Genomic DNA, 13,193 nt, shown 5'->3' with positions numbered 1-13,193 from the left:
ACGCAGGCGCATGCTCTCCTACATGCCTTGTTACGGGTGCCCCTCACGGGGTGAAACGGGAAACCGGTGAGTTCAGACCTCTGGTCTGTGCAAGTCCGGCGCTGCCCCCGCAACGGTAAGCGAGCGAAGAATCAGATCCACTGTGCGCATCACGGCATGGGAAGGCGATTCTTGCAGGTCGGCGCCATTCAGCGCTCAACCCCTCGCAAGCCCGGAGACCGGCCCGACATGAAACAAATAACGAACCCGCGGTGGGCGGGCGCAGTTGCACTCCCCTGATATTCGTCAGTGGGATAGTGCTGCGCATGCCTGCTTGCCGACATCAAGAGGGAAGCGCCATGTCGATCAGTACAACCAGCCATTCCGCCAACACTGCAACTACCCAGAGCCAACGTCTGACCGCCGCCATCAGCGCAGCCATTCTTGGCGCCTGCCTGGTCTATTTTGCCGGGTTCTCGCATATCGAAGCGGTCCACAATGCCGCTCACGACACCCGGCACAGCGCCGCCTTCCCTTGCCATTGAGACCTGACCATGTTCAAGCGAATCGCTCAAACGGCCGGGTTCACCGGCCTGCTCGCCGCCCTGCTGTTGACCCTGCTGCAAAGTTTCTGGATCACTCCGTTGATCCTGCAAGCCGAAACCTACGAGAACACGCCTGCCGAGCAGGTTCATGAGCATTCACATGGCGAAGCCGCACCCGCTGGTCACGTGCATGATGATGAAGCCTGGTCGCCGGAAGACGGCTGGCAGCGCATCGTGTCGACCACCGGGGGCAATCTGGTGGTCGCCGTCGGTTTCGCACTAATGCTGGCCGCGTTGTACACGTTGCGAGCGCCTGGCAAGACTTCGCAAGGCCTGTTCTGGGGGCTGGCCGGCTTTGCGGTGTTTACTCTGGCGCCAACTTTGGGCCTGCCGCCCGAGCTGCCGGGCACCGCTGCAGCGGACCTCAATCAGCGACAAATCTGGTGGATTGGCACCGCGGCCTCGACGGCTGTCGCGCTCGCGCTGATCGTGTTTGCCCAGAACTGGTTATTGAAAGCCTTGGGGGTGGCGATTCTGGTAGTGCCTCATCTTATTGGTGCACCGCAGCCTGAAACCCACGAGAGCCTGGCACCTGAGGCGCTGGAGTCGCAATTCGTGATGGCTTCGCTGCTGACCAACGCAGTGTTCTGGATCGCCATGGGGCTGATCAGCACATGGCTGTTCCGTCGTAACAATCCTGAGCAGGACCAAGCGTGACCTTGAGCAACTTTGACATACGCTGTCGCGCAGCAAACATTGGACCGGTAGGAGCTAACTTGTTGGCGAAGCGGAATTTCTGACGATGCAGGTCCGACGTCTCGCCAACAAGTTGGCTCCAGGATCACCCGTTTGCTGCTCGGCAGCGCTGTATCAGAGCCACCGGGCGACCGCCTGCAGAAAAGCATTTCAATTCAGTGAGTAATATTTTGCTTGATAACAAGCGTCCGACCCTGGTGGTCGGCCTCGGTTGCCAGCGCGACTGCTCTGCGGGCGCACTGCTGGAACTGATCGAGCGCAGCCTTGAAAGTCATAATCTGCGCCTTAAAGACATCAGCGCCCTCGCTTCCATAGATTTGAAAAGCCGAGAGCCAGGACTGCTGGAGCTCGCGAATCAGCTTGATTTGCCGTTGAGTTTCTTCAACGCCGAACAATTGGCCGCTTACGAACCGCAGCTTAGCCATCGCTCCCAAATCGCCTATGATCACACCGGCTGCTATGGCATCGCAGAAAGCTCAGCGCTGGCGCTGGCAAGCCAATCAGGGACGGCCGAGCTGCTGATCCCCCGCCAGAAATCTTCTCAAGTCACCTTTGCCTTGGCCATTGCCCGGCCAATTCGCTGATAATCGCGATTTTTGCCCCTACACATCTGGAGTCTTCATGACGGTTTTTTTCATCGGCGCGGGTCCCGGCGATCCTGAGCTGATCACGGTCAAGGGCCAACGATTGATCCGCAGTTGCCCGGTGATCATCTATGCAGGCTCGCTGGTGCCTGCTGCCGTTCTGGAGGGTCATCAGGCGGTTCAGGTGAGCAACAGTGCCGAACTGCACCTGGAGCAGATCATTGCCTTGATGAAAGCGGCTCATGAACAAGGCCAGGATGTGGCCCGTGTACACTCCGGTGACCCGAGCCTGTATGGCGCGATTGGTGAGCAGATTCGTCACTTGCGTGAGTTGGGCATTCCGTTCGAGATCATCCCGGGCGTTACAGCTACTGCGGCCTGCGCTGCGCTGCTGGAGACCGAGCTGACGCTGCCGGATATTTCCCAAACGGTGATCCTGACCCGTTACGCAGACAAGACGTCAATGCCAGAAGGCGAAGCCCTGGCCGATCTGGCCCACCACAAGGCGACCATGGCGATTCATCTGGGGGTCAACAACCTGCCGAAAATAGTTGCTGAACTGATACCGCACTACGGAGCAGATTGCCCGATCGCAGTGGTGCATCGCGCCAGTTGGCCGGATCAGGACTGGGTGATTGGCACGCTGGCGGATATTGAAACCAGGGTCGAAGAAAAAGGCTTTCGCCGCACGGCATTGATTCTGGTAGGCCGTGTGCTATCCAGTGATGCGTTCAGCGAGTCATCGCTGTACCGCGCCGGGCATGCTCATTTGTTCAGGAAGTAAGAGGGCGCGCGGTAAGCACAATTTACTGTGGGAGCAGGGCTTGCCCGCGATGAGGGTGGCGCGATCTAAAGTTAATCAATCTCATCGCGGGCAAGCCCAGCTCCCACAGAGGATTAGCATTCCAGCTTATAACCGCGGGATGCTCAGGTATCCCGATCACACAAAAAACCCCGAACACGTCGGGGCTTTTTAACACGGCGCAGCAAACTGCTTAGTAGTAAGCGTTTTCTTTCTGCGTGTGGTCAGTCACGTCGCGTACGCCGTGCAGCTCTGGGATGCGCTCAAGCAATGTGCGCTCGATACCTTCCTTCAGCGTCACGTCAGCCTGACCGCAACCCTGGCAACCGCCGCCGAATTGCAGAACAGCGATGTGCTGCTCCTGCTCTTCAACCACATCGATCAACGTGACCTGACCGCCGTGGCTGGCCAATCCAGGGTTGATCTCGGTTTGCAGGTAGTAGTTGATGCGCTCGTTGATCGGGCTATCAGCGTTGACCATCGGTACTTTTGCGTTGGGTGCCTTGATCGTCAACTGGCCGCCCATGCGGTCGGTGGCGTAATCAACAACGGCATCGTCCAGAAAGTTTTCGCTGAAACCATCGATCCAGGCAGTGAAGCTCTTCAGGCCGATGGCCTTGTCTTCCGGTTTTTCTTCGCCGGGCTTGCAGTAGGCAATGCAGGTTTCAGCGTACTGGGTGCCAGGCTGGGTAATAAACACGCGGATGCCAATGCCCGGGGTGTTCTGCTTTTCCAGCAGATCGGCCAGGTAATCGTGGGCAGCATCGGTAATTGTAATAGCGGTCATGAAAATTCCTCGCAGACGTGCGGGCAGTTTACGCCAATCGCCAGCTTCACACAAAGTCCTAGTATTTTTGTCAGGAAAGCGCTTGAGAAGCGTTTCTGGCCCGTCGATCGTCGAGCCAACCCTTCATGCGACGGTATAAACCCTTCTCTAGCCATTCGTAACTTATCCATGCGCCAAGCGCGATGACAGGCACACAAATGGCGAATACCAAGTAAGGGTTAAGGTCGTAATGCTGCGAAGCAAGCCAGCCACCGTACAGTACCAATACGTGGAGCAGATAAACCGAATAGGAACAGTCGCCCAGCACTTTAAGCAGCTTGTTGCCCCGGAATACTGGCTCCATGGCGATACACGACAGCACGATCAACGCGCTTGGCAGGCCCCAGTTAAGCAACCGCTGCTGATCGCCGCCTACGTGATAAATGACCACCAGCCCCGTGGCGATACCCAGCAACGGTAGCCAGAACCCTTCCTTGATCCAGCCTCGGCGATAAATGATGCCTATGCCAATACCGAGCAAGAACTCATAAATAATGTCGTTGCCATAAAAACGGCTGATCAGCCCGGAACGCGCCAACACTTCACACACTGCGAACAGCGCCGCAGCCACGATCAATGGCCGATGACGCTGCTTGAACAGGAAGACGGTGGAGAACAATAGATAGAAGAACATCTCGTAGTTAAGCGTCCAGCCCACGTTGAGTGTGGGGTACAGGCCATAACCACCGGGATTTTCCGCAGGGATGAAAAACAACGACAGCATGAACGTCTGCCAGTTAATTACCTGATGTGGAAGCAACGGCGCAGCAAATACCAGTAAAAGACCCATGGCTGCCGTGTAAAACCAATAAGCGGGGACGATCCGGATAATACGATTGAGCATGAAGCGCCTGGCCGGCATTTCGCTGTTCTGAGTAGAGAGAAAGATCACCAGGCCACTGATGACGAAAAAGATATCAACCCCCACTGCCCCCTTCGTCACGAAAAAGTCGCCAATCGGGCCACTGGCGTGGAAGTTGAAGAAAATCTGCATAAAGTGATGACATACAACGACCCACGCGGCGAGTGCCCGCAGGGCTTGAACAGAAATCAACATCACAAACCTCATTGCCTCTTTAAACAACAATCCAAGGCCGCGAATACAACCGCACGCACAAGGACACTCACGGGGTCGGACCGTGACAGTTCACAAAAGGTCATGAAAAAATGAGTTTTCCGGTCAGCGGTAGATGGCTGCGGGCCATGTGGGGTGTGGGTTGGACAGGGAAAAGGAGTCGCCCTAATCGTCGGAATGCCGCCCAGACCAAGCCTCGCTCCCACAGGAGAAATGCGATCTCATGTGGGAGATTCTATGTTTGCTTGCAATCCCGTAGGACCTGCTTTAGCCGGGAGAGCGGTATTTCTGACGAAGAGTATGTAGTAAATGTCCCGACGCCCTCCCGGCTAAAGCCGGTCCTACGGATAGCGCGATCGCCTGTGGGAGCGAGGCTTGCCCGCGATTAGGGCGACGCAAATCTACAGATTCTCGTACCGATTCATGTCCATCACACCCGCCTCAACAGGGTCCGTCTCCTGAATGTAGCGAGTCAGGTCATGGAAATACGTCCAGAACTGCGGGTTGCTGCGCCGCACGCCCCAGCGTTCCACAATTTTCTCGAACTGTGCCTGATGCCTGGCTTGCTGCATGAGCTGAACAAACTCGGGCACCTCGCTGGCAGGTACGTTGAACATGAAGTTTGGATAGCTGGCCAATACACCGGGATAAATCGTCAGCGAGTCCAGCCCCGGCTCATAACGATGAGATTCACCCAGTAAAAACGCCACGTTCGTATGCGCCCGGTTACGCAGCATGCTGTACATCATCCGCTTGCCGCTGCTGTCCTCGATCCGCAGCATCGTCGCTTCAGGTAAATAATCGATCACTTTCAAGCCCGCCTCGGGGCGGGACGTCAAATGGCTCAAGGACTGCTCGACCTGAGCGAAACTGTCACTGATACCCGCTCGGGAACAATAAGCGCCGGAACAACGATTGATCGGATCCGGCGCAGCATTCAACGTGCCGGACCGCTCTATCAGCTTCAAGGCGAAATCGCGCTTCGGATCTTTTTCATCCAGCGGTATGCCACTCGGCGTGTCATCGTCGATGTCCTGATAATCCAGCCACATCTTCAGTTTGCCGCCGTTGCGGTACCAGTCGCTCAACAGGTCGTCGCGTTTGTCTGCGGGCATCAGCCGCAAAAAGTTAACTTCGGCGCCGTTACGGATCAGGTCGAAATACAGCCGCGTCTGCACCTGATGGGACACGTTTCCGTAAACATCGAAATTCACCGCCAGTTGATAATACGTGCGCTCCAGCAGCGGGTAGTCGAACAGCCAGAAAGTCTGTGGCACGTCACCGATCAGGCCTTTATTGACCGAAGCACTGTCGAAGTGACGGAAGACTGTCAGCAGCGAGTTATCGTTACCCGCCCACAACGTGGCCCAGCCCGGCGGAGGCATATGCGCGTAGCTGTCACGGCGCAGATCTTCGTATTCGTTGCGTTTGTCCCGATAGGCGTGCCACAGACCAAGCACACTGCCGACATCATCGTTCTGCCCCGGCATCGCCAGCAGTGGCGTGGCCAGCCCCCGATAGCGGGCATCGACGATATAGCGATCATGGGCCGGATCCTGAAACGTCACCCAGAACTGGTCGCGAATCACGTCCGTTGCGATCTGCCCCCGACACACAGGCCCGCGAATAAAAGTACGGACAAAGTACTCGGCGTTATCCAGCATGAACTGATAGCGCGCGGCGGCAGGAATCGCTTCAAAGGTTTCAAACGGATTGGCACGACGTCCGGGGCCATAGCCCGGCAGCGAATCCACACGCCAGTCGTTGCCATAGAACAGCTGTTTGACCCGTGCCATCTTCTGCGGACCCAGCGCATAAGTAATGTGCGTCTTGTGGACGATCACACCTTTGACTTGCGCAAGGCGGTAATAAAAGTCGCTGCCGGGATCATCGTCCGGCCTGCGGGTGGCAATCACATCAATGGGCTGACCGCTTGGCGTCCGCGAACGTACCCATTGAAAGAAATGCCCCGGCTCACCGCCTGCAAAATAGATGTGCGCCAGGAACAGGTGCTCGTACAGCCAGCGGCCCACCAGTGCCTGAGTCGAACCGGGCTGATTGAGCAAGGTTTCCCACTCAGTAATCTGCGCCAGTTCACTGATTGAGGGGCTTTGCGCCTTGTCATCCACCGGAGCACCCACGGCGAACCAGCGTTGCAGGGTCTCGTACTCAGCGTCGCTCAACCCGGCAACGGCAAGGGGCATGCCTTCCTTGGGATGAGCCTGAGCGTAGGCATTGAACTCTCCCGGCTGAGCGCAAAGATTTTCCCGATTGAGGCCCAGCACGATTTCAGCCGGGATCTTCGCGTTCGGTTCCAGCGGCACGTTACGCCCCAAGTCCAGCATTCTGCTCATCAACGCAGCCTGGCTGTCCTGGGCATCAAGCACCGAGTAGAAACCCTTGCTCTCCCAGGCTTTCGGTCCGCTGGCATCGATGAACAAACGGGTGGGCGCTTGAGCCACGCTGCGATCGCCTTCGTAGACCGGAACCTTGCTGGCACCCCGAGCGACGCCCTCCCCGGCGCCCAGATTCAACTGGCACGGCGCATCATTGCAGGCATGACAGGCGACGCACTTCTCGGTAAGGATTGGCTGGATATCCCGAACATAGGAAATGTTCGGCTCCACGGGCTTGTCGCCCGCCTGGACCTGAAATATGCCGCACATCGACAACACTGCGATGCTTACAACCAAGCGATACGGCATATCCAGCGTCCAGAAGGTCTGAAAAGATGAAAAAACGCCGTAATTCTACAGAGGTTATTGCGGCCCAACATGAGCGATATTCATACCAAAGTCTTATCAACACCAAAACCGTTCGGGTTTGCTATCATTTCGACCTTTATGTATCGATCTTTTCCAGGTAGCCCTATGTCTGATCGCAGCGCCCGTCTTCATGCTCTCCAGCAAGCTCTTCAGCAGAGGATCCTGATCCTCGACGGCGGCATGGGCACCATGATCCAGAGCTATCGCCTCGAGGAAGAAGACTATCGCGGCAAACGCTTTGCTGACTGGCCCAGCGACGTCAAGGGCAACAACGACTTGCTGGTGCTGACCCGCCCGGACGTGATCGGCGCTATCGAAAAGGCCTATCTGGATGCCGGTGCCGATATTCTGGAAACCAACACCTTCAACGCGACTCAGGTTTCCCAGGCCGACTACGGCATGGAAGAGATCGTCTATGAGCTGAACGTCGAAGGCGCTCGACTGGCGCGTAAAGTCGCTGATGCCAAGACCATGGAAACGCCGGACAAGCCGCGTTTCGTCGCGGGTGTTCTCGGCCCGACCAGCCGCACATGCTCGCTTTCACCGGACGTTAACAACCCTGGTTATCGCAACGTCACGTTCGATGAGTTGGTGGAAAACTACACCGAAGCGACACGTGGCCTGATCGAGGGCGGCGCGGACCTGATCCTGATCGAAACCATTTTCGATACCCTGAACGCCAAGGCCGCGATCTTTGCTGTGCAAGGTGTTTTCGAAGAGATCGGTTTTGAATTGCCGATCATGATTTCCGGGACCATCACCGACGCCTCCGGCCGTACCTTGTCCGGTCAGACCACTGAAGCGTTCTGGAACTCGGTGAGTCACGCCAAGCCGATTTCGGTCGGTTTGAACTGCGCGCTGGGTGCCAGTGATCTGCGCCCTTATCTGCAAGAGCTGTCGAACAAAGCCAGCACCTACGTTTCCGCGCACCCTAACGCAGGCCTGCCTAACGAATTCGGCGAGTACGACGAACTGCCGAGTCAGACGGCAAAAATCATTGAAGAATTCGCGCAAAGCGGCTTCCTGAACATCGTCGGCGGTTGCTGCGGCACCACACCGGGCCACATCAAGGCCATCGCCGAAGCCGTCGCCGGTTATGCGCCGCGGCAGATTCCGGACATCCCGAAAGCCTGTCGCCTGTCGGGCCTTGAACCGTTCACCATTGACCGCAACTCGCTGTTCGTCAACGTCGGCGAGCGGACCAACATTACCGGTTCCGCCCGTTTTGCCCGCCTGATCCGTGAAGATAACTACACCGAAGCCCTGGAAGTCGCCCTGCAACAGGTCGAAGCCGGTGCCCAGGTGATCGACATCAACATGGACGAAGGCATGCTGGATTCGAAGAAGGCCATGGTGACCTTCCTCAACCTGATCGCAGGCGAGCCGGATATCTCCCGGGTGCCGATCATGATCGACTCCTCCAAGTGGGAAGTGATCGAAGCTGGCCTCAAGTGCATCCAGGGCAAAGGCATCGTCAACTCGATCAGCATGAAAGAAGGCATCGAGCAGTTCATTCATCACGCAAAACTCTGCAAGCGCTATGGTGCTGCGGTTGTGGTCATGGCGTTCGACGAAGCCGGTCAGGCCGATACCGAAGCCCGCAAGAAGGAAATCTGCAAACGCTCTTACGACATTCTGGTCAATGAAGTGGGCTTCCCGCCGGAAGACATCATTTTCGACCCGAACATCTTCGCCATCGCCACCGGTATCGAAGAGCACAACAACTACGCAGTCGATTTCATTAATGCCTGTGCCTACATCCGCGATGAACTGCCTTACGCGCTGACCTCGGGCGGTGTGTCCAACGTGTCGTTCTCGTTCCGGGGCAATAACCCGGTGCGGGAAGCGATTCACTCGGTATTCCTGCTGTACGCGATCCGTAACGGCCTGAGCATGGGCATCGTCAACGCCGGGCAGCTGGAGATTTACGACCAGATCCCGGCCGAGTTGCGCGACTGTGTCGAAGACGTAGTACTCAACCGCACAACTGACGGCACCGACGCCTTGTTGGCAATTGCCGACAAGTTCAAGGGCGATGGCAGCGTTAAAGAAGCGGAAACCGAAGAGTGGCGCGGCTGGCCGGTGAACAAGCGCTTGGAACACGCGCTGGTTAAAGGCATAACGACCCACATCGTTGAAGACACTGAAGAGTCCCGCCAGTCCTTTGCACGCCCGATCGAGGTGATTGAAGGCCCGCTGATGTCCGGCATGAACATCGTCGGCGACCTGTTCGGTTCGGGAAAAATGTTCCTGCCGCAGGTAGTGAAGTCGGCTCGTGTGATGAAGCAGGCGGTTGCCCACTTGATCCCGTTCATCGAGCTGGAAAAAGGCGACAAGCCAGAAGCCAAGGGCAAAATCCTCATGGCCACGGTCAAGGGCGACGTGCACGACATCGGCAAGAACATCGTCGGTGTGGTGCTGGGCTGTAACGGCTATGACATCGTCGACCTGGGCGTGATGGTCCCTGCAGAGAAGATCCTGCAGGTGGCGAAAGAACAGAAGTGCGACATCATCGGTCTGTCGGGGCTGATTACCCCTTCGCTGGATGAAATGGTCCACGTTGCCCGGGAAATGCAGCGTCAGGACTTCCACCTGCCGTTGATGATCGGCGGTGCGACCACCTCCAAAGCCCACACCGCAGTGAAGATCGAACCCAAGTACAGCAACGACGCGGTGATCTACGTAACGGACGCCTCTCGTGCCGTTGGCGTCGCCACACAGTTGCTGTCCAAAGAGCTGAAACCAGCCTTTATCGAGAAAACCCGTCTTGAATACATCGAAGTGCGTGAGCGTACTTCGGCTCGTAGCGCTCGCACCGAGCGCCTGAGCTATGGCGCTGCCGTCGCCAAGAAGCCGCAATTTGACTGGGCAGCCTACGACCCGGTCAAACCGACGTTTACCGGCGCCAGGGTGCTGGAAAATATCGACCTGGACGTGCTGGCCGAATACATCGACTGGACGCCGTTCTTTATCTCTTGGGATCTGGCAGGCAAGTACCCGCGCATCCTCACTGACGAAGTCGTAGGCGAGGCTGCCACGTCATTGTTCGCCGATGCTCAGCAAATGTTGCGCAAGCTGATCGACGAAAAGCTGATCAGCGCACGTGCCGTATTTGGCTTCTGGCCCGCCAATCAGGTGAATGACGACGATCTGGAAGTCTATGGCGACGACGGCCAGCCATTGGCGAAGCTGCATCACCTCCGCCAGCAGATCATCAAGACCGACGGCAAACCGAACTTCTCGCTGGCCGACTTCGTTGCACCTAAAGACAGCGGCATCACTGACTACGTGGGCGGCTTCATCACCACTGCGGGCATTGGCGCTGAAGAAGTGTCCAAGGCCTATCAGGATGCTGGCGATGACTACAACGCAATCATGGTCAAAGCCCTCGCCGACCGTCTCGCCGAAGCCTGCGCCGAGTGGCTGCACCAACAAGTGCGTAAAGAGCACTGGGGTTATGCCAAGGATGAGCAACTGGACAACGATGCGCTGATCAAAGAGCAATACGCGGGCATCCGCCCTGCTCCCGGCTATCCAGCCTGCCCGGATCACACCGAGAAAGGCACCCTGTTCCAGTTGCTGGACCCGATGCCGGATGGCAAGCCAGGCAAAAGCGGCGTGTTCCTCACCGAACACTACGCCATGTTCCCGGCGGCAGCGGTCAGCGGCTGGTACTTCGCCCACCCACAGGCGCAATACTTCGCCGTGGGCAAGGTCGACAAGGATCAGGTTGAAAGCTACACCGCGCGCAAAGGTCAGGAGCTAAGCGTGACCGAGCGCTGGCTGGCGCCGAATCTGGGGTATGACGAGTAAGCTGCAATCCTGAGGGATTGAATTGATAATGCAGTCCTTTGGGAGCTGAGCTTGCCCGCGATAAGCATAGGTATCTACTGCACTTTCATGCCGCGATTCTTGTGTACATATCCGTTACCGCTGTCACGGCTGATATTGGTTGCGCCCTTACGGCGCCTCACTTTTGGGGCGCAAAAGTAAGCAAAACGCTCTTACCCCACCACTGGGTGCCTCGCTGTCGCTCGGCATACCCGTAATCCGACATTGCTGCGTGGGGCCGCCGCCACCGGCCATCCATGGCCTGAGGCGGCTAAACCGGCATCCCTGCCGGTTCACCCCACACAGCAATGTTGAATTCCGGCCGGCGTGGTTTAACGGGGCGCTTAAGATCAAAATCAAAAGCAGATCAAAAGCAAAGCGATCCAGAGGTAACACCGCGGACCGGTAGGAGCGAACTTGTAATGGTCCAGTTTTTTTGGACCGTTCCGTAGGAGTGTTAGGCCGCCAGTTTTTCGAAAACAGCTGGCGGCAGGTTATTCGAGGCAGAGTGGCAACGTCGATGGTTGTAGTGAGCAATAAAATCCATCACGTCTCGTTCTGCCTCGAAGTGATTCGAGTAACCGTTCTCAGGTGACCAATCGTGTTTCTGTGATCGGAAGTAGCGTTCCACTACCGCATTGTCCCAACAGTTTCCGCGCCGACTCATGCTCTGCACGATTTGCTTCTCGGCCAGATAGCTAACGAAGCGGTCAGCGGTGTATTGGCATCCCTGATCCGAGTGAAACACCAGCTCGGAAGAAGGTCGGCGCAGCCCCACCGCAAGTCGTAAAGCCTGCAATGAAAGCTCGGTATCGGCCGTCCTTGAAAACGCCCAGCCAACGATCCTGCGCGAGAAAAGATCCATCACAATTGCCAGGTACAGCCAACTACCACCGACACGGATATAGGTAATGTCTCCCGCCCAGAACGTGTTGGGATGTTCAGGGTTAAAGCGTCGTGCCAGCACATTGGGCGCAATGTTGGACGGTTTGGTAGCCCGTCGATAGTGCGCATGCTGTGCCCGACGCCTCACCAAACCCAGACTCTTCATCAAGCTGCGCATACGATGACGCCCCATTTGGACGCCTTGTGCCTTCAGCGCTTTAACAAATCCGCGACTGCCCAGCGCGCCTCGATGTTCTTTGTGCAAAAGCCGGATCTTCTTCTCTAACTGCGGCTCGATACTGCGTTTAGCTCGAGGCCGACGCATGGCGTAATAACTGCTGCGAGGTATGCTCAGTACGCAGCACAAGCGTCGAACCGACAGCTTCTTTGTAGCGCCCTCAATCATTTTCTTCGGCCAAACAGCACCTTTAGATGAGAGGGCAACTGCTTTTTTAAAACATCGTTCTCGGCCTCCAGCAGTGCCAATCTGGCCTGCAGCGAGTCGATGAGATCTTGATCCTGAGGCCGGGTAGTTTGCGCGGCTCCTACCTGCTCCTTGCGCCACCGTGAAACCCAGCGCCGCAACGCGGTAGGCCCTACGCCAGTCTGCTCACACGCTTTAGGCACTGAGTAATTCAACTCAACGACAAGGCGAATAGCCTCGGCTTTTTCTTCGGCTGTAACGACCCGAAATCCCATGATGCTTCCTTAGGTTGATACTCCTACATCATGGTCCATAAATATTGAGCCACAACAACTTGTTCGCGAGACGCCACCACATCCAACGCATTCGTTGCCTGACACTCCGCTTCGCAGCCTTCGGCAGCTCCTACAGATACCCAGCAAACCCACACAATCAGGTCGGCTATCAGGCCGCCGCGCTTTTGATTTTGATCTTGGGCGCCCCGTTAAACACGCTGGCCGAACGCAGATTCTGAACCGTGGGCAACCCGGCAGGACGCCGGGTTAGCCGCATTGGGCCATGGATGGCCCGTTGCGGCGGCCCACGGTTCAGGATCTGCGGGCGGGTACACCGAGCACCAGCGAGGTGCCGAGTGGTGGGGTAAAGGCCTTTTGGTTACTTTTGGGCCCCAAAAGTGACGCGCTGTAAAAGCGCAACCAATATCAGCCGTGACAGCGGTAAC

10 protein-coding genes and 1 riboswitch are annotated in these 13,193 nt (G+C 56.9%); of the genes, 5 read left to right on the top strand and 5 right to left on the bottom strand.

Going from position 1 to position 13,193, the window contains the following annotated elements; translation table 11 throughout:
- The first annotated feature begins 17 nt into the window (after positions 1 to 17).
- Positions 18 to 242: riboswitch (cobalamin riboswitch) on the top strand.
- Between the two features lie 96 nt (positions 243 to 338).
- From K3169_RS14770 to cobM, 4 genes are all read left to right on the top strand, one after another.
- A complete protein-coding gene (locus K3169_RS14770) occupies positions 339 to 524 on the top strand; it encodes a CbtB domain-containing protein (protein WP_122805329.1) in 186 nt (61 codons plus the stop codon).
- A 9-nt stretch (positions 525 to 533) separates the two neighbouring features.
- Positions 534 to 1,241 (top strand): CbtA family protein, encoded by a 708-nt coding sequence (locus K3169_RS14765; protein WP_263272159.1) that lies wholly within the window; start codon positions 534 to 536, stop codon positions 1,239 to 1,241.
- 206 nt (positions 1,242 to 1,447) lie between these two features.
- Positions 1,448 to 1,864 carry a cobalamin biosynthesis protein gene (locus tag K3169_RS14760; RefSeq protein WP_263272294.1) on the top strand — a complete coding sequence of 139 codons (417 nt, stop codon included), beginning with the start codon at positions 1,448 to 1,450 and terminating at the stop codon, positions 1,862 to 1,864.
- A 37-nt stretch (positions 1,865 to 1,901) separates the two neighbouring features.
- On the top strand, positions 1,902 to 2,648 hold the full coding sequence (gene cobM / locus K3169_RS14755) for a precorrin-4 C(11)-methyltransferase (RefSeq protein WP_263272157.1): 747 nt from the start codon (positions 1,902 to 1,904) through the stop codon (positions 2,646 to 2,648).
- A 211-nt stretch (positions 2,649 to 2,859) separates the two neighbouring features.
- Here the strand turns inward: cobM and nfuA are convergent, their stop codons facing one another.
- The 3 genes from nfuA to K3169_RS14740 form a co-directional block, all read right to left on the bottom strand.
- Positions 2,860 to 3,453, bottom strand: coding sequence for a Fe-S biogenesis protein NfuA (gene nfuA / locus K3169_RS14750; protein WP_027902653.1), 594 nt, complete (start codon positions 3,451 to 3,453; stop codon positions 2,860 to 2,862).
- Positions 3,454 to 3,523: 70 nt separating this feature from the next.
- On the bottom strand, positions 3,524 to 4,549 hold the full coding sequence (locus tag K3169_RS14745; RefSeq protein ID WP_099271299.1) for an acyltransferase family protein: 1,026 nt from the start codon (positions 4,547 to 4,549) through the stop codon (positions 3,524 to 3,526).
- A gap of 419 nt (positions 4,550 to 4,968) precedes the next feature.
- Positions 4,969 to 7,272, bottom strand: a complete 2,304-nt coding sequence (locus K3169_RS14740) for a fatty acid cis/trans isomerase (RefSeq protein ID WP_263272155.1) — start codon at positions 7,270 to 7,272, stop codon at positions 4,969 to 4,971.
- A 165-nt stretch (positions 7,273 to 7,437) separates the two neighbouring features.
- On the opposite strand from K3169_RS14740, the gene metH reads away from it, so the two are divergent.
- Positions 7,438 to 11,145 (top strand): methionine synthase, encoded by a 3,708-nt coding sequence (gene metH / locus K3169_RS14735; protein ID WP_263272153.1) that lies wholly within the window; start codon positions 7,438 to 7,440, stop codon positions 11,143 to 11,145.
- Positions 11,146 to 11,620: 475 nt separating this feature from the next.
- Here the strand turns inward: metH and K3169_RS14730 are convergent, their stop codons facing one another.
- Both K3169_RS14730 and K3169_RS14725 read right to left on the bottom strand, forming a co-directional pair.
- Complete coding sequence (locus K3169_RS14730) at positions 11,621 to 12,535, bottom strand: IS3 family transposase (RefSeq protein ID WP_231677976.1); 915 nt, start codon at positions 12,533 to 12,535, stop codon at positions 11,621 to 11,623.
- The gene (locus K3169_RS14725; RefSeq protein WP_095096866.1) at positions 12,451 to 12,747 is read right to left on the bottom strand and encodes a transposase; all 297 of its coding nucleotides are present in this window, start codon (positions 12,745 to 12,747) and stop codon (positions 12,451 to 12,453) included. The genes K3169_RS14730 and K3169_RS14725 overlap by 85 nt, the downstream gene beginning before the upstream one ends.
- Positions 12,748 to 13,193 lie beyond the last annotated feature (446 nt).

The sequence above is a fragment of the Pseudomonas phytophila genome (assembly GCF_025643095.1).
Classification (GTDB): domain Bacteria; phylum Pseudomonadota; class Gammaproteobacteria; order Pseudomonadales; family Pseudomonadaceae; genus Aquipseudomonas; species Aquipseudomonas quasicaspiana.
The sequence above is the reverse complement of the archived record's forward strand: the minus strand, read 5'-3'. Positions and strand labels throughout refer to the sequence as shown.